The sequence below is a fragment of the Sporolactobacillus sp. PKPK-6 genome (genome assembly GCF_056678885.1).
Genome location: NZ_JBWXPA010000001.1, coordinates 638,849 through 655,760, shown reverse-complemented (window position 1 = coordinate 655,760; position 16,912 = coordinate 638,849). Strand labels below are relative to the sequence as shown.

At 40.9% G+C, this 16,912-nt stretch carries 15 protein-coding genes and 1 other annotated feature; of the genes, 11 read left to right on the top strand and 4 right to left on the bottom strand.

Annotation, left to right across the window (positions count from 1 at the left end; genetic code table 11):
• Window positions 1-413 precede the first annotated feature (413 nt).
• The 3 genes from ltrA (at window position 414) to AC1MBV_RS03175 (ending at window position 4,060) form a co-directional block, all read left to right on the top strand.
• Complete coding sequence (ltrA, locus tag AC1MBV_RS03185) at window positions 414-1,742, top strand: group II intron reverse transcriptase/maturase (protein ID WP_255749773.1); 1,329 nt, start codon at window positions 414-416, stop codon at window positions 1,740-1,742.
• A gap of 447 nt (window positions 1,743-2,189) precedes the next feature.
• Entirely contained in the window at window positions 2,190-2,939 is a 750-nt protein-coding gene (locus tag AC1MBV_RS03180; protein ID WP_255749747.1) for a DUF3603 family protein, read from the top strand.
• A gap of 245 nt (window positions 2,940-3,184) precedes the next feature.
• The gene (locus AC1MBV_RS03175) at window positions 3,185-4,060 is read left to right on the top strand and encodes a helix-turn-helix domain-containing protein (protein WP_255749746.1); all 876 of its coding nucleotides are present in this window, start codon (window positions 3,185-3,187) and stop codon (window positions 4,058-4,060) included.
• Window positions 4,061-4,141: 81 nt separating this feature from the next.
• On the opposite strand, the gene trpS is transcribed toward AC1MBV_RS03175, so the two are convergent.
• Together trpS and AC1MBV_RS03165 are read right to left on the bottom strand one after the other, a co-directional pair.
• The gene (trpS, locus tag AC1MBV_RS03170) at window positions 4,142-5,134 is read right to left on the bottom strand and encodes a tryptophan--tRNA ligase (RefSeq protein WP_255749745.1); all 993 of its coding nucleotides are present in this window, start codon (window positions 5,132-5,134) and stop codon (window positions 4,142-4,144) included.
• A 63-nt stretch (window positions 5,135-5,197) separates the two neighbouring features.
• Window positions 5,198-5,445: a binding site (T-box leader), on the bottom strand.
• Between the two features lie 63 nt (window positions 5,446-5,508).
• The gene (locus AC1MBV_RS03165; RefSeq protein WP_255749744.1) at window positions 5,509-5,892 is read right to left on the bottom strand and encodes a DUF3899 domain-containing protein; all 384 of its coding nucleotides are present in this window, start codon (window positions 5,890-5,892) and stop codon (window positions 5,509-5,511) included.
• Between the two features lie 322 nt (window positions 5,893-6,214).
• Between AC1MBV_RS03165 and AC1MBV_RS03160 the strand changes: the two genes are divergently transcribed.
• From AC1MBV_RS03160 to AC1MBV_RS03140, 5 genes are all read left to right on the top strand, one after another.
• A complete protein-coding gene (locus AC1MBV_RS03160) occupies window positions 6,215-7,852 on the top strand; it encodes a peptide ABC transporter substrate-binding protein (protein WP_480947503.1) in 1,638 nt (545 codons plus the stop codon).
• Window positions 7,853-8,028: 176 nt separating this feature from the next.
• Window positions 8,029-8,961, top strand: a complete 933-nt coding sequence (locus tag AC1MBV_RS03155; protein ID WP_255749742.1) for an ABC transporter permease — start codon at window positions 8,029-8,031, stop codon at window positions 8,959-8,961.
• Window positions 8,958-9,965, top strand: a complete 1,008-nt coding sequence (gene opp3C / locus AC1MBV_RS03150) for an oligopeptide ABC transporter permease (protein WP_255749741.1) — start codon at window positions 8,958-8,960, stop codon at window positions 9,963-9,965. The genes AC1MBV_RS03155 and opp3C overlap by 4 nt, the downstream gene beginning before the upstream one ends.
• 18 nt (window positions 9,966-9,983) lie before the next feature.
• A complete protein-coding gene (locus AC1MBV_RS03145) occupies window positions 9,984-11,009 on the top strand; it encodes an ABC transporter ATP-binding protein (RefSeq protein WP_255749740.1) in 1,026 nt (341 codons plus the stop codon).
• Window positions 11,002-11,997, top strand: a complete 996-nt coding sequence (locus AC1MBV_RS03140) for an ABC transporter ATP-binding protein (RefSeq protein WP_255749739.1) — start codon at window positions 11,002-11,004, stop codon at window positions 11,995-11,997. The genes AC1MBV_RS03145 and AC1MBV_RS03140 overlap by 8 nt, the downstream gene beginning before the upstream one ends.
• Before the next feature lie 37 nt (window positions 11,998-12,034).
• On the opposite strand, the gene AC1MBV_RS03135 is transcribed toward AC1MBV_RS03140, so the two are convergent.
• Window positions 12,035-12,196, bottom strand: a complete 162-nt coding sequence (locus tag AC1MBV_RS03135) for a hypothetical protein (RefSeq protein WP_255749738.1) — start codon at window positions 12,194-12,196, stop codon at window positions 12,035-12,037.
• Window positions 12,197-12,939: 743 nt separating this feature from the next.
• On the opposite strand from AC1MBV_RS03135, the gene bcaP reads away from it, so the two are divergent.
• A complete protein-coding gene (gene bcaP / locus AC1MBV_RS03130; protein WP_255749737.1) occupies window positions 12,940-14,361 on the top strand; it encodes a branched-chain amino acid transporter BcaP in 1,422 nt (473 codons plus the stop codon).
• 309 nt (window positions 14,362-14,670) lie between these two features.
• Window positions 14,671-15,066 carry a transcriptional regulator SpxA gene (gene spxA, locus AC1MBV_RS03125; RefSeq protein ID WP_255749736.1) on the top strand — a complete coding sequence of 132 codons (396 nt, stop codon included), beginning with the start codon at window positions 14,671-14,673 and terminating at the stop codon, window positions 15,064-15,066.
• A 107-nt stretch (window positions 15,067-15,173) separates the two neighbouring features.
• On the opposite strand, the gene AC1MBV_RS03120 is transcribed toward spxA, so the two are convergent.
• Window positions 15,174-15,857, bottom strand: coding sequence for a TerC family protein (locus AC1MBV_RS03120; protein ID WP_255749758.1), 684 nt, complete (start codon window positions 15,855-15,857; stop codon window positions 15,174-15,176).
• Between the two features lie 309 nt (window positions 15,858-16,166).
• Here AC1MBV_RS03120 and mecA point away from each other — a divergent pair, with 309 nt between their 5' ends.
• The gene (gene mecA / locus AC1MBV_RS03115; protein WP_255749757.1) at window positions 16,167-16,868 is read left to right on the top strand and encodes an adaptor protein MecA; all 702 of its coding nucleotides are present in this window, start codon (window positions 16,167-16,169) and stop codon (window positions 16,866-16,868) included.
• The last annotated feature ends 44 nt before the right edge of the window (window positions 16,869-16,912 follow it).

The window sequence follows — 16,912 nt, the reverse complement described above, 5'->3', positions numbered from 1 at the left end:
TAAGGGCAACGTTAGTTTTTAAGCGTAGACAGCGAGTCAGTGGGCCGTAAGCCATGTGGTTGAAGGGAATGAGCCTCGAAAACTTATGAAAACGGGAACGCCGATGGCGTTATACTTCCAGAAGGCAACACTCCAATCATCGATAGGGTAAGAGGATTGGGGGTTCCCCGGGGTCTGAGACCATGGCACGCTGAGCATTGATAAGGGACGGCAACTCGGGAGATCCCAGCGGATCTTTCGAATGAAAGTATAGTGAACCAAGCAATCAAATGTGAGGACGCTAAATGTCTACTGGGAAGTCGGAGGAAACACATAGTACTAATGACGCTGGGTAATGCCAGTCGAGGAAAGGTGTTTCTCTTGTTCATGAATCTTATCGGGGACACATCGGCACACACGGAGGTGCAGTAAAGATGAACACAAAACAGGTAAGAATAGCAGAATTAGCGAAGGCGAATCCGGGGATGGCGTTCACGTCACTGGCGCACTTAATGGATGAAGAGGAATTGAGACAGTGTCATCGGGAGTTACAAGGCAACAAAGCAACAGGCATTGACCAAGTAACAAAAGTTGCCTATCAAGAAAACGTGGCGGATAACCTCTCCCACCTAGTCATGCGACTGAAGCAGAAAAGCTATCGGCCGCTTCCGGTGCGTCGCGTGTACATTGATAAGCCGGGTTCAACGAAGAAAAGACCGTTGGGCATTCCGGCTTATGAAGATAAAATTGTACAGCGAGGACTTGCGAAAATCCTTAATGCCATCTATGAACAGGATTTTCTTGACTGTTCCTTTGGCTTTCGTCCAAATAGAAGTTGTCATGATGCGCTCAAAGTGCTCAATGTCTCCATCGAAAAACGGTATACAAACTACATCGTTGATGTAGACATCAAAGGTTTCTTTGATCATGTTGATCACCAATGGATGATGCGTTTCTTAAATCATCGCATTAATGATCCAAGTCTACTCAGACTCATTGCGCGTTTTCTGAAGGCTGGATACATGGAGAAGGGGACGTGGTACGCAAGCGAACAAGGGACGCCGCAAGGTGGACTGATCTCGCCGATTCTAGCCAACATCTATCTTCACTATGTGATTGATCTATGGTTTATGAAAGTGGTGAAGAAGCAGTGTCAGGGACAGGCCTACTTGGTGCGCTACGCTGATGACTTTGTCTGTTGCTTTCAGTACAAACAGGAAGCGGAGCAATTCTATAGTGAACTCAAGCAGCGAATCGGTAAATTTAATTTGACGCTAGCAGAGGAAAAAGCGAGGATCATTCCTTTTGGACGTTTTGCTTGGGAAAATGCCAGACGAATTGAAAACAGGAAGCCAAAGACCTTTGACTTCCTGGGGTTCACCCACTACTGTGGGTGGAGTAAAAGTGGACACTTTCGAGTAAAACGAAAAAGCAGTCGAAAGAAAGTCTGCGCCAAGCTCAAAGCCCACGGGCAGTGGCTTAAAGCTCATCGAACGAAAGAGATAGACTCCATCATGGATCGGATCAAGCGCTCGCTGATCGGCTATTACAACTACTATTGTGTCACCGACAACATTCCAAGTGTGAATGCGTTTCGATTACAGGTGATTCGGCTGTTGTATAAATGGTTAAACAGAAGAAGCCAAAAACGATCTTATACATGGGAAAAGTTCAATCAATTTCTAAAACGATGCCCATTGCCTCAACCACGAATCAAGGTCAATATCTATCAACTTCGCCCAGAACTTAGCTATATTCTGTGAACCATGAACAAGAAGAGCCGTGTGCGTAAATAGCGCACGCACGGTTCTGTGAGGGGGACAGAGGATGTGAATCACTGCCCTACTCGACAGATTTTGCCCCGTATTTAAAAGAATAAACCAGTGTCTTAGCCGAGAATCAAAGCAGAGGTGCGAGACGCCTGCGGGATCAGCCGTGCCAGCGAGCAACCGAAGTAATGATTCAGCACCGTAAAGACACAAACCAATGACACATGACTGGAGATTAAGGACCGGACTCTTTTTGCCCGTTTTTTTCTTATATAGTATTTTTTTTTTACGAGCGCCGAGGTACGTAAATACATAGATTCATAGATTAATGCATAAAATGAACATGAGAAGATATGAGGCACAAAAAATCTGCTCGATCCGAATAAAATCTTCCAATAATGTCCATAATGTTGTCAAATCAAACAGAGGAGATGGAGCCTCATGGAAATTGTCAGTGATATCTGGGTAAATTGGTTTGAGGGTGAAGAGAACAGCTATAATGTATGCGAATTTTTCGAATGGCGTAAACATGATTTTATAGAGCTTCTCGACCAGATTCCTCTGATTAAAGTAGAAAAACCACTCCTTGACTACATTGAAAACGACTTGCAGGATCTTCCCCAAGAATTGTTGAAAGATGTTCGGAATCGAAGCGTGATCTGTAAAAACAATCAACGAGAGATTATTGAATATTGCTTTATCGCAACCGATGGAGAACGCTGTATTGTCGCCGATACCTTGGGCTATTCGATTCCTGTGCGAAAGAGTCGAATGATCCCAAGACAAGAGAGTCTGATCCTGCAGAAGGGAGCAAAAATGGATATCGACCACTATCCGCTTCCTGCCGGATGTTTTCGCAAAAAAGAATATCATATGCTCTCACTTAATCCTGAGTGTATGATGGGCTTAACAAGAAAAGAAAGACAGCTGAAGCAGCTGCTGTTTATGGCGCTTGATCAGCTCTATTCATCTGGGAATGTCGAAGAAATGCGCTATTGGTATACAGAGTGGTATCCGACTAAATATAGTGAAAGCCGCCGAATGACCTTTGATGAGGCATGGCAAGGATTGATTTTAGGAATGAAAAAGGGTTGGTCGGACAAGCATAGTGATCTTTGCGAACGGATGATCAAGGGTCAATCCTATTTCGAAAAGCTGTGGGAGTTAGAACAGGGCACGAAAGTTCAATGAGAGAAAGCTGAATAATAAGACAGACCAGGCAGAATGTTGCTGCTTGGTCTTTTTTTGCTTTATATCAAATCAGAATATCTAATTAAACTTTTTATTAATTAAATGCTCGCTTTGCTTATTGTCGTGTTATTTTTGATAAACTATAAGTAAGTTCAACTTGTGATGAGGGACGCAAAGCATTGTCCTTCTGCGAAACATACTTTATGAACTGCTTAAATTTTACTATATTAAAAAAAGGTGTGCTTATGAATCATCCTGGAGTTACATTAAGATACATCCGAAAATCAAAAAAAATGACGCTGTCGGAACTTGCACAAGGAGAAGTATCGGTTGCCTTTCTCTCTCGCTTTGAACGTGGCGACTGTGACATATCATTTACACATCTTCTTAATTTGCTTAACAAATTGAATGTGTCAATGGACGAGTTTCTCTATGTAAATAACGACTATGAAGTTACTCATTTTCAGAAATTCTTTGATGACTTGAAGGGCTACGTAATGGAAGATAATCTGCATATGCTTCAAGTCCTTCGTGATCGTACAAATAGAAAGTATTTAATAGAAGGAAAAAATTATTATCTGCATTTTTCTATCGTGGCCGAGCTGTATATACGGCGAATTTCCAAGAAAAAGCCGGATCCGAAGATGGTAAAAATTCTGAGTGAATACTTTTCTAATGTGGATGTCTGGGGATACTATGAACTTGTGATTTATACAAATTCGATGTTCAGTTTTCCGGTCGATCAAATGGTTGCACTGTCGCGCATGGCTTATGAGAAAAGTATGGATTATAATCCGCTAGGAAGAGGGGACGTCAAGAAACAAAAAATATTATTAAACACCATTGTGGCACTATTAGAAAACAATAGGCTGCCTGAAGCGAACACATTTCTAATTCTATTGGACGAATCATTGGATAAAGAAAAAGATTCATACATGAAAATTAAGCTTATGTTTTTAAAAGGAATTTACGCGATTAAGTTAGGAAATCGCCAGCGCGGAGAAAAAATAGCTTTACAAGCCATCCAAATTTTTACTGAGCTGGATAGTGCATCACAAGCCAGTACTCATGCCAAATATCTTCAGGACGTTTTGGATTCTACTATATTAAAAAATGATTAAACCTGAAACTAAACTTTTATGAATAAAAAAACAGCCGCCGAGCACATGTAATCGCTCGAGAGCTGTTTTTTGTTCCTTGTCTTAATGCTTGTTTCGTCGTCCGATTCCGAGGGCCTTCTCGGCTTTGCTTAAAGTTTTACTTGCAATAGCGTAGGCTTTTTCTGCACCCTCATCGAGGATTTCATCGAGTTCGGAAGACTCGATCAGATGATTGAATCGTTCCTGAATCGGATTCAATACTTTAACGACCGCTTCGGCAACATCGGTTTTAAATTCCCCATAGCCCTTTCCTTGATAGGAAGCGACCAGATCGTCAACGGATCGGCCTGAGCAGAGAGAGAAAATATCCAGCAGGTTGGAGACTCCCGGTTTAGCATCCCGGTCGTAGTGGATGGATGCTTCATCATCTGTAGTCGCCGATTTGATTTTTTTGATGATATCCTTTTCACTGTCTAGTGTAAAAATGGTTGCCTTGCGGTTCGCATCCGATTTGCTCATTTTCTTTTTTGGTTCAGCGAGTGACATGATTCGCGCACCAACCGGAGGAATGTAAGGTTCCGGAATCGTAAACGTTTCGCCGTATTTGTTGTTGAACCGTTCAGCAAGATCACGTGTCAATTCCATGTGCTGTTTCTGATCAGCACCAACAGGAACAAGATCTGTCTGATAGAGCAGAATATCTGCTGCCATCAGAGGCGGATAGGTGAGAAGACCTGCTGGAATTGCTTTTTTTCCTTGAGATTTGTCTTTGAATTGAGTCATACGTTCCAGTTCGCCCATGTAGCTAGTACATTGCATGATCCAGCCAAGCTGCGCGTGGCAAGGAACTTCCGATTGGATAAAAAGAATGGATTGTTTTGGATCAATTCCCATGGCCAAATAAAGCGCCGCTAGATTATGGATGTTTGTTTGGATCTCCCTCGGATCTTGAGGTACCGTAATGGCATGTTCATCGACAATACAATAGATACATTCATTGCCTTCTTGCAGTGTAACGAAATTGCGCATGGCACCAAGATAATTCCCAAGGGTCGGAATGGACGTCGGCTGAACGCCGGAAAATATTTTTGCCAAAATAAGTCACCTTCCTGATTTTATTATTTTTCTTTTAGACAATATAAAAAGGCCTATCCATCCACAAGGGACGAATAGACCGCGGTACCACCCTAATTTTTCTGCTGTGCAGAAACATCTTTCATCTGATTCTGTTCGAGAATCATTACCGTTGTAACGTACGGAAACGTCTATGCCTACTGACGGATTGAATCCCGAGGTTCGGATTGAAGCTCAGAAGTCCATTCCCAAGCAGTCCGACACTTGGTTTCCATCATACCCAAGCTCTCTAAAGACTTTCTGCAGGTACTCTTCTTCTTCATTGCTTTACTATAAGTCTGTTCAATATTGACATAATTATATATAAAACGCTAATTAAAATCAAATCTATTTAATCATAAGGACCAAGAAAGAAAAATGGAAAGAAGAAACAAAAAAAGACTGTCGAGGAGAAGCGGCCAAATAATGAATGATCTCTTTCCGTCCCGATGTCTATATTCCGCCATTGGAGCTTCAGTGTCCTCTTCCTGAAACGTCTTTTTGCGTGTTGCACGTACAAAACGTTTGAAACTATAAACGACACCGTCAAAAAAACCGCCTTGGACAATAAAAACAATGAGACCAAAGTTGAAAAATAGCAAACTGATAACGGACAAGTGATTAATAAAAGCCAAGTATGAGAGAGAAGAAAAAATTAATTGTGAAAATAGTGTTAAAACGAATTCAATAACCAAGATTAGTAAAATAAGGAAAAAACGTTTTGACTTAAAAATATTCATTGAAGCACCTCTATTATTTAGCAAAATAAGTCGCCTGTTTTGTAATCATTGTTAGAAATTATAACATAACGGCAAAAAAAAATAAGCGGAAAAATGTTGTAGCATCAATATATTCTACATTTTCTGCATCATTAAGCGGCCGAATTTTTAAAAAAAAGAATGCAAAAAAAAAAAAGAACTTGTATAATAGCATTTGTAGGTTTAAGCGGTTCTCTTTATTCGTTGTAATATGGAGGATTAAACCTAAACAAAGATAGCAAATTTAGGGGAGGTTATTACTTTTATGAAGAAGGCAAAATGGTCACTTGTGCTCTCTTTTATCATGGCATTGAGCCTTGTGCTTTCCGCTTGCGGAAGTTCAAGCAGCAGTGACAATGGCAAAAGCGGTGCGTCGAAGCTAGCAGCAAAACAGGAATTGAAGTTTGCGATTACAGCAGACATTCCTACACTCGATCCTAACCTTGCAACGGATACTACGTCATCAAACGCAATTGAAATGACAGAATCCGGTTTGACAAGAATGCATGATAACAAGTTTGAATGGGATCTTGCAAAGGGTGCGCCTAAAGTAAGCTCTGACAAGAAGGTTTATACATTTACCCTTCGTGATCAGAAATGGTCCGATGGCAAACCTGTAACTGCACAAGATTTCGTTTATGGCTGGCAGCGTCAGAACGATCCGGCAGCTAAACCTGCTTACAACTTCTTGTTCGCATCTGTAGGAATTAAGAATGCAGCAAAAATTGAAGATCCTAAAGACCCATTATATGGCAAGTACAAACAACTAGGTATCAAAGCTCTCGATGACAAGACAGTTCAAGTAACTTTGGAACAAGCAGCTCCACCGTTCTTCTACAGCATCTTGTCACAACCTCAATTCTTGCCTCAACGTGAAGACTTCGTTAAGAAGCAGGGGAAAAACTATGCGACTTCAGCTGACACCCTTCTATACAACGGACCATTTACACTTTCCGATTGGCAAAAAGGTACAGGCTGGACCTACAAGAAAAATAAAGATTACTGGAATGCAAAAGCTACGAAACTCAGCAGTGTTAATTTTAAAGTTGTAAAAGAACAAGCAACTGCAATTAACTTGTACAAGACTGGTGCAATTGATGAAGTAGGACTCTCTGCTGAATTCGTTGATCAATTCAAGAAAACATATCCAAAAGAAATCAAATCTGGTGTTGATGCCGGTACTTACTACCTGTATATCAACGAAAAGACAAATAAGAATTTGAAGAACCTGAACCTTCGTAAGGCGTTGAACGCGGCTATTGATCGTGATGGCTTGGTTAAATCAATTCTGAATAATGGTTCAGTTGCATCTAACTTTGTTGTACCGAAGAATTTCGTTGCAGGTCCGGATGGCAAAGATTTCCGTTCAGCTGATCCAGATGGTTTCCCTGCAGGATCAACTTCCGAAGCAAAAACCTACTGGAATAAAGCAAAGAAAGAACTTGGCATTAAGACACTGAAATTGAACTTCTTGAGCCAAGACGGCAGTTCAACACAGCAACTCAACCAGTATGTTGCGAACCAAATCAAGAAGAATCTTCCTGGTGTTGACGTTACAATTAATGCTCAACCATGGGCTAACTATCTGAAATTGAATAATGAATTTAAATATGATATTGCTTTCAGCGGTTGGTTCCCAGATTATCAAGATCCGATGACTTATCTTGATATGTGGACAACTGGCAACCCTATGAATACAATTGGTTGGTCGAATAAGAAGTTTGACAGCCTGATCAATGATGCTCAAACGAATACAGCTGATGCTCAAAAACGTTGGGAAAATCTTGTTTCAGCTGAAAAACTGATGATGTCTGAATATCCAATTGTTCCGCTTTATCAATCTGGTCATACATGGGCAGAAAAATCTTATGTTAAAGGTCTTTCATTCCCATCTTATGGTCCACAAGTTGACTTTGCACGAGCTTATATCTTAAAACACTAATTAAAAAAAGTTTGAAAGATATGTGAGGCATTTTGAAGGAGAGTATATGTCGGTCCTGGCATATGCTCTCCTTTCCATTAATTTATAATTTCTTTAATTATTTAACACACCAAAATCACTGATTGTTGAATGTTAGGAACTATAATATAGATACTAATTTAAGGAGGTTCTATTCGGTGGGTCGATATATTTTAAAACGGGTTGGCTATATGCTCGTTACCTTTTATGTAGTTATTACACTGACCTTTCTGTCTATGAAAATGCTGCCTGGTACACCTTTTAAGTTTGCCAACCGTCTAACACCGGAACAATTAAATCAGCTTAAACATTACTATGGCCTGGATCAGCCGATTCCCGTTCAATACCTTCACTATTTGTGGAATATGCTTCACGGTGACTTGGGTGGATCCTTTCAATATGGTATGCAGCCGGTGACTGAATTTCTTCTTCAACGCTTCCCGATATCGATGGAGCTTGGTATCGAATCGATGATTTTTGGCACAGTATTAGGCATCGTTCTTGGTATTATTTCTGGTATCTATCGTGGTAAATTTCTTGATTGGGGAACCGTTACACTGACCGTTCTTTTTATTTCGATACCGTCATTTATTTTTGCGGCAATTCTTCAGTATTTCTTTTCCGTTAAGATTCAGCTTTTTCCGGTTATCGGTTGGGATTCACCGATGACTCATGTATTACCGGTCATCTCTATTGGTGTAGGTGTCATGGCATCAATTGCTCGGTTTATGCGTACAGAAATGGTTGAAGTGCTGAATCAGGACTATATTGTAACGGCACAGGCAAAGGGTTTAAGCACAGTAGCGGTTATTTATAAACATGCCATTCGTAATGCAATGATTCCAATCGTCACAGTGATTGGGCCGATGACAGCGGCTGTGGTAACAGGATCACTCGTTATTGAGAATATTTTTGCGATCCCTGGCATTGGATCACAATTTATTGATGCCATTGTCACCAATGATTATCCGATGATTATGGGGACGACTGAACTGTATGCCGCATTATTTATTGTGACTATTTTAATTGTTGATATTCTATATGGTGTGATTGACCCAAGAATTCGTGTTTCTGGAGGGAAGTCATCATGACAACAACTGAAGCGTCAGTAACAAAGGACCTTTTTGGACCCGTTGAAGCGGACAACTCGGAAAGTGAAAAAATTTCCGGTGAAAGTATCAGTGCCTGGAAGGACGCAGTTCGCCGTTTTGTTACGAATAAAGGTGCGATGGCTTCAATGATCATTATTGCTTTGATTGTTATATTGGCTATTATTGGTCCTCATTTCTTTGGATATGGTACTGATGATCAGGACGTTTCACGTGCAAACTTGCCACCCAAAATCGGTGCATTGACGTGGATTCCTGCGTTTAGCGGTCAAGAAGGCGGCGTAGATATTTACAAAGAAAAACATATTACCACGAACTATTGGTTTGGTACGGATCAGCTTGGACGTGATTTGTGGACAAGAACATGGAATGGTACTCAAATTTCTCTAATCATTGCATTGATTGCAACACTTGCCGACGTGCTCATTGGCGTAGTCTACGGTGGAGTTTCCGGATACTTTGGGGGCATGGTTGATAATGTTCTGCAACGTATTTTGGAAATTATTGCCGGTATTCCAAGCCTTGTATGGATCATTTTGCTTATTTTGATTATGCAGCCAGGTCTGTTTGCAATCACTGTGGCAATTTTGGCGACAAGCTGGCTATCAATGGCGCGTATTGTTCGCGGCGAAATGCTGAAACTGAAAAATCAGGAATTTGTCCTTGCTTCACGAACACTAGGTGCAAGTGATGGACGAATCATATTTAAGCATTTAATTCCAAATTCAATTGGAATGATCATCATTAATACAATGTTCTCAGTTCCGAGTGCAATCTTTTTTGAGGCATTCCTGAGCTTTATCGGATTAGGGATTCGTTCGCCGCAGTCATCGCTTGGTTCGTTAATTAATGATGGATATCAAATGCTTCAGATTCATCCTTATCAGACCCTATATCCTGGTATCATCATTTCGCTCCTGTTGATTTGTTTCAATATTATGGGAGACGGGCTTCGTGACGCATTTGATCCGAAGCTGCGTCGATAAAGGCAGGAGGTATTCATTATGAGTCATTTATTGGAAATCAATAATTTGAGTGTGAAATTTCATATATTTGGTGGAACAGTACAAGCTGTCCGCGGTATCAGTTTGAATTTAAATAAAGGGGAGACCCTGGCGATTGTTGGCGAATCCGGTTCCGGAAAATCGGTGACATCGAAAGCAATTATGGGACTGATTCCGAGTCCTCCAGGTGAAATTGCGACCGGGGATATTCTGTTTGAAGGCAATGATCTTGTTAAATATTCCAAGAAGCAGCTGCAGAAAATCCGTGGTAAGGAAATTTCAATGATTTTTCAGGATCCGATGACCGCCTTGAATCCAACGATGAAGATCGGCAAACAAATTATGGAAGGTTTGATTAAGCATCAAGGAATGACGAAGCATGATGCAAAAAAACGTGCAATTGAACTGCTGCAATTGGTAGGTATACCAAATCCGGAAAAACGTGTGGATGAATATCCACACCAATTTTCAGGCGGGATGAGACAGCGTGTTGTTATTGCCATTGCATTAGCTTGCAATCCGAAAATTCTTATCGCAGACGAACCAACAACGGCACTTGATGTGACGATTCAAGCACAGATTCTTGATCTTATGCGTGATTTGCAGAAGAAAACAGGAACAGCAATTATTTTAATTACCCATGATTTAGGTGTAGTGGCCAATTTGGCACAACGTGTTGCTGTAATGTATGGAGGAAAGATTGTAGAGACTGGTACCTTGGATGAAATATTTTATAATCCAAAGCATCCGTATACATGGGGACTGTTGTCTTCTATGCCAAAATTGCATGCCAAAACCGATAAATTATTGGCGATTCCAGGGACTCCTCCAGATCTGAGTAATCCGCCAAAGGGTTGCCCATTTGCTCCAAGATGTCCTTATGCGATGAAAGTATGCACGGATCATATGCCTGAGTACACAGAAATGTCGAGCACGCAAAGGACAGCTTGTTGGCTGCTTGATGAGCGGGCACCAAAGGTGGAACCGCCTGCAACAATTGGTGTAGGAGGATCAAATAATGACTGAACAAAGAGAGAAATTGCTTCAAGTTAAAAATTTGAAGAAATATTTCACTATTTCGCGTCAAGATATCTTAAAAGCGGTTGATGAGATTAGTTTTGATGTCTACAAAGGTGAGACCCTTGGGCTGGTTGGCGAATCAGGTTGCGGCAAGTCCACGACCGGAAGAACGATTATTCGTCTTTACGAGCCTACTGACGGCAAAGTGGTGTTTGACAACCATGATATAAGCGGCAAACTCTCTGCAAAAACAAGAAAGGAGTTAAGAAGACGCATGCAAATGATCTTTCAGGATCCGTATGCATCGCTTAACCCGAGAATGATGGTTAAAGACATCATTGCAGAAGGAATTGATATTCACCATTTAGCCAAATCACCAAAAGAACGCATGGAACGTGTTTATGAAATGCTGGAAACAGTCGGCTTGAATCGTGAACATGCTAATCGTTATCCGCATGAATTCAGCGGTGGTCAAAGGCAGCGTATTGGAATTGCAAGAGCACTTGCTGTTGATCCGGATTTTATTATTGCCGATGAACCGATTTCAGCGCTTGATGTGTCCATTCAGGCTCAGGTTGTCAATCTGTTGCAGGAATTGCAGGAAAAACAAGGCTTAACCTTCTTGTTTATCGCACATGATCTATCAATGGTAAAGCATATAAGTGATCGAGTCGGTGTGATGTATCTCGGAAATATGGCCGAGCTTGCGAGCAGCGATGAAGTGTACGAACATCCTCTTCACCCATACACTCAATCGCTTCTGTCGGCAATTCCGGTTGCTGATCCTAATATTGAACGTTCACGTGAACGGATTATATTGGAAGGTGACGTGCCAAGTCCAATTGATCCGCCCAGCGGTTGCCGTTTCAGGACGCGTTGCCCATTTGCAATGGATGTGTGCGCGAAAGTAAGACCAAAATGGCATGAGGTAGAAAAAGATCACTGGGTGGCTTGCCATCTTCATGACGAGGAAATGAAAACTGAAAAAGCTTAAAAAAATAACCCTTGCGCCTATTTATATCGGCGCAGGGTTATTTTTTTTTGTAGATACTATAGAGCTGCACAAAATAGCTGATGACAGTGATGAGCAGTAAAATAGTGATGATTGGCATAGTCAATACATGATAAAAATGATACAAAAGAATGGTCAAAACGAGCAAAAGGGTAAGAATGACTGTGATTAATCGCGCCATGACATCAACTCCTTTAGGGTAGGGTATATTTTTGAATACTTTTTGTTTTTCTCACGTATAGTATAAGAGAAAGAGGATTCAGTTGGCCATCTTCATTACAAATGTGGTTGCGATGCGCTGTTCTGTTAATACTGATGTCCAAGCTTATCACATGCATATGTGAATCTCAAGTTGTGCAAGATACATTTTCTGGACAGGTGCAAACGGAGACAAGTCGAAAAATTACCTTGACAAGCAGGCATACCGGGTTGAGAATAAAAAGAGACAGGTACACTTCTGCGTGAGTCACGGGAATAAAACTTTGTATAAATGGTTTAAGGAGGCGATTATCGGTGAAACCGAAGGAAGTAAGGCGGAGGCGCAAAAATTCAATCAGAAAATGGTTGAAGGAGACATTAGGACAGTTGCAACCTAAGTCACAAGATGCACCGTCATCAAACTTAAAATTGCCGGCGTAATGTAGTGGAACTATCCACATAGATATATTGAACAATGAGTGAGGACTTCTTGCATTTTGGGGAGTCCTTTTTGCATGGAAAATGTTTAAATAACTTCAGTGTTTCTAAAAAAGTCAAATAATTTGTAATTAGTACCTTTACATAAGACCAGGTAACATGTAGAATGATTTTTACAACTTAGTGGAAAAATAAAGAGAAAAAGTCAGATTGTTAAAATTCTGAAAAAAGAATAAATAGAATTCATTAAGTTGTGTTATTAAGGATATACAGAAGGAGATTTTAAGGATGAGGCGTTTGCTTAGCACGTTATTCAGAAGAAAGCCGATGGATTATACGATTCATCAGGCGAGCGGCAAGAGCGGGCTGCAGAAAGCAATGGGAGCTTTTGATTTGACCATGCTTGGTGTTGGAGCGGTGATCGGTACCGGAATCTTTGTTATGACAGGTATTGTTGCTGCGAACAATGCAGGGCCAGCTATTATTTTATCTTTTGTTTTATCAGGAATCGCATGTGCATTCGCAGCTTTGTGCTATGCGGAATTCGCTTCGATGATTCCGGCTTCAGGCAGTGCATATACGTACAGCTATACAGTTTTCGGTGAATTGTTCGCATGGATTCTTGGATGGGACTTAATCCTTGAGTACGGCCTTGCCTGCTCAGTTGTGGCTAGTGGATGGTCTGCTTACTTTCAAGAATTGCTGAAGGGATTCGGATTTCACTTGCCTACCGTAATAAGTGCCGCGTTTGATCCTGGTAAAGGAACTTACGTTGACGTGATGGCAACGGTGATTGTGCTTCTGTTATCGGCAATCCTGCTCAGCGGGGTTAAGGAATCAAGCCGAATTAACGATATCATGGTACTTATAAAAATAGGTGTCGTTGTGCTTTTCGTCGTTGTCGGTGCATTCTATGTGCAGCCATCTAATTGGACGCCATTTATGCCTTACGGTTTTGGCGGCGTTGTACAAGGTGCAGCAACAGCTTTTCTGGCCTACATCGGCTTCGACGCAGTGTCTTCGGCTTCTGAGGAAGTACGGAATCCGCAGCGTGATATGCCGATCGGTATTCTGTCGTCACTTGCCGTTTGTATGGTTCTGTACATTGCTGTCTCGATCGTGTTGACAGGAATGGTTCCTTACACCAAATTAAATGTAGGCGATCCTGTTGCATTTGCTCTTCGCTTTGTTCATCAGGACTGGGTAGCAGGATTTGTTTCTCTGGGGGCTATTCTTGGTATTACTACGGTACTTTTTGTGATGATGTATGGACAGACTCGGCTGTTTTTTGCAATTAGTCGAGATGGTCTGCTGCCAAAATCAATTGCAAAGTTATCAAAAAAATCCAAGACGCCTGTATTCAGTATTCTCCTGACTTGGATTATGGCAACGATTTTTTCAGCACTTGTTCCGCTCGATGAATTGGCGCAGCTTGTAAATATTGGTACACTCTTCGCTTTTATCGTTGTTTCGATCGGTGTGGTCATACTGCGTGTGAAACGACCAGACATCAAACGGAACTTTAAGGTGCCGTTTGTTTATGTGATTCCATTCCTTGCCGTTCTTTCATGCGGGTTTCTGATGGTCAATTTATCAGGAGAGACATGGATTCGTTTCTTAATTTGGTTTGGCATTGGCCTTGTGATCTATTTACTTTTCGGTTTCAAACACAGTGAACTTGGCAAGTTGCAGAAACAGCAAAATCAGTAATAGGATTTTTAAGTGAAAATATATTTTCTTGGAAAAGAAGGCTATACTTCTTTTCCTTTTTTTATGCTATCTAAAGTTCAGTGTTGTTCGTTAATGAGCTTGTAATTCGTTTGTAATGTTTCGTAATGAGAATGAGCGGGAATAATGAAAATAATCTTATTGTCGAAAAAAGGTGAAAGAAGGCGCATATAATGATGAAATATGAAATTATTTTCACATAAAAAAGGGTATAAAATTTATAAGAATTATTATATAATAAAAGAAGCCTTAGAGAATAGAACGTTTCTATTATCCAAAGGAGGGCGAATTATGGTTACATTATATACATCACCAAGTTGTACATCGTGCAGAAAGGCAAAAGCTTGGCTGAAGGAACATGATATACCTTTTAGAGAACGAAACATTTTCTCCGAACCGTTATCGATTGAAGAAATTAAAGATATTTTGCGCATGACCGAGAATGGGACGGATGAAATTATCTCGACACGGTCAAAAGCATTTCAAGAATTGAATATTCAGTTGGAAACAATGTCGATCCAGCAGCTTTTTGAATTGATTAAAGATAATCCAGGGTTGTTGCGGAGACCGATTATGCTTGATGACAAGCGGCTGCAGGTTGGCTATAATGATGATGAAATTCGTCGTTTTCTTCCGAGAAAAGTACGTACATTCCAGCTTCAGGAAGCTCAGCGCTTGGTTAACTAAAGAAATGAGCAACAAACGGATGCCCTTGGGCATCCGTTTGTTGCCTGTTGAGAACGGCTGCTCGTTAACGTGTAGCCGTTCTCATTTGAATAAAGGTACTTTAGATATTATAATTTACCGGCGACTCGAGCTGATGAAAAAAAATTGGTCAGCCAACCGACAATAATTAATGTGCTAATAAGGATGGCTGGGAAAAAATGGGCAAAATGCTGAGAATTTTCAAACAGCCATTGCATTTTCGGTTCGCTCATAATCATTTCCGATGCAGTATAGCCAAGAACTCCGCCACCGGCATAGATCAAGATCGGGAAGTGCTCTAAAGCGATGAGAATCAGCTTACTCCCCCATACAATGATGGGAACAGAGAAGATAAGGCCGATTGCAATATAGCCGATATGGCCCTTTGAAGCACCAGCTATGGCAAGCATGTTGTCAAAACCCATGACGACGTCTGCGAATACAATGGTTTGGACAGCAGCAAACATGGACGTGCCTGCACGAACATTATGTTTTTCTTCTTTATTTGTCATCAGGCGAACGGCAATGACAATTAAGAAAATGCCTCCTGCAAGCATCAGAAACGGAATGTTGAGTAAAGACACAACGATCGCCGTCAGGCAGATCCGCACAATGACGGCAAGCCCGGTACCGAGAAAAATGGCTTCGTTCCGCTGCTTTTCTGCGAGTCGGCGGCAAGCAAGTGCAATAACGACCGCGTTGTCTCCGCCCAAAATAATATCTATAAAAATTATTTTTAGAATGAAAAACAGGGTATTGAGATCAAAAGACATGCGTTGATAGCTCCTTTCCTCTGCCTCCGTTCAAACTTATGCGGACTTGTCCCGAATCATTCCGCTAATCTGTTTGACAGACATTTGCCGTTCTATTGTTTTCTTTGCATAAATAATTTACACGATCAATAAAATGAAACAATTAAACTTATTTTGCTTGCTGAGAAGGCAAGTGCGGAATGTTTGGAATAAGGATTACTTTTTATTTCAATAGTGAACGTTTTATCATACAATAGAGGTACAGGATAGATATTGTCCATTGGCGGTTGGTCACTCCCATAACTAGTGATGAAGAAGGGAGAGATAGCGTTGAAAATCGAGCGAATTAACGAAAACACACTGAAATTCTACATCAGTTATTTGGATATTGAAGACCTTGGCTTTGACCGTGAGGAAATTTGGTATAATCGTGATCGCAGTGAAGAGCTCTTTTGGCAAATGATGGATGAGGCACATAGTCAAGAATCGTTCTCACTTGAAGGGCCGCTTTGGATTCAGGTTCAAGCGCTTGAGAAGGGCATGGAGATTATTGTAACTCGTGCTCAAATTTCGAAGGACGGTGCGAATCTCCAGTTGCCGATCTCAGAAAATAAGCATTTGGATATTCCAATTAATGATCACGAGGACCAGGACCCAGATCAATCGGACATGTCCGAAGATGATACTATGAAGGACGGCGAAGAACAGGACGATGAAACTGAGGAAGATTCACAGCCGATTTCTTTCATTATCGAATTCGATGATCTTGAGAACTTGATTTCGCTGAGCCATGCTTTTGAGACGCATGAGAATATGGATACCGTATTATATGCGTACAAAGGTTATTATTATTTAAACATCACATTCGATGATGAATTAACGGATGATTGTCAAGATGATGCCTTAAGCAAAATGCTCGAATTTGGTCTTGACACAAGTATGACGCATTATGTTCTTATGGAATATGGTAAGGAATTAATATCAGACCATGCCTTACAGACAATAAAATCTCATTTTCCTTTACTTTCATAAGTCTACTAAGCACCTACAAGAGATGATCTGAAAAGCTTGCCGAT

Coding starts and splice junctions, on each gene's coding strand:
- ltrA (WP_255749773.1), top strand. CDS start 414: ATGAACACAAAACAGGTAAGAATAGCAGAATTAGCGAAGGCGAATCCG.
- AC1MBV_RS03180 (WP_255749747.1), top strand. CDS start 2,190: ATGGAAATTGTCAGTGATATCTGGGTAAATTGGTTTGAGGGTGAAGAG.
- AC1MBV_RS03175 (WP_255749746.1), top strand. CDS start 3,185: ATGAATCATCCTGGAGTTACATTAAGATACATCCGAAAATCAAAAAAA.
- AC1MBV_RS03165 (WP_255749744.1), bottom strand. CDS start 5,892: ATGAATATTTTTAAGTCAAAACGTTTTTTCCTTATTTTACTAATCTTG.
- AC1MBV_RS03160 (WP_480947503.1), top strand. CDS start 6,215: ATGGCATTGAGCCTTGTGCTTTCCGCTTGCGGAAGTTCAAGCAGCAGT.
- opp3C (WP_255749741.1), top strand. CDS start 8,958: ATGACAACAACTGAAGCGTCAGTAACAAAGGACCTTTTTGGACCCGTT.
- AC1MBV_RS03145 (WP_255749740.1), top strand. CDS start 9,984: ATGAGTCATTTATTGGAAATCAATAATTTGAGTGTGAAATTTCATATA.
- AC1MBV_RS03140 (WP_255749739.1), top strand. CDS start 11,002: ATGACTGAACAAAGAGAGAAATTGCTTCAAGTTAAAAATTTGAAGAAA.
- AC1MBV_RS03135 (WP_255749738.1), bottom strand. CDS start 12,196: ATGGCGCGATTAATCACAGTCATTCTTACCCTTTTGCTCGTTTTGACC.
- bcaP (WP_255749737.1), top strand. CDS start 12,940: ATGAGGCGTTTGCTTAGCACGTTATTCAGAAGAAAGCCGATGGATTAT.
- spxA (WP_255749736.1), top strand. CDS start 14,671: ATGGTTACATTATATACATCACCAAGTTGTACATCGTGCAGAAAGGCA.
- AC1MBV_RS03120 (WP_255749758.1), bottom strand. CDS start 15,857: ATGTCTTTTGATCTCAATACCCTGTTTTTCATTCTAAAAATAATTTTT.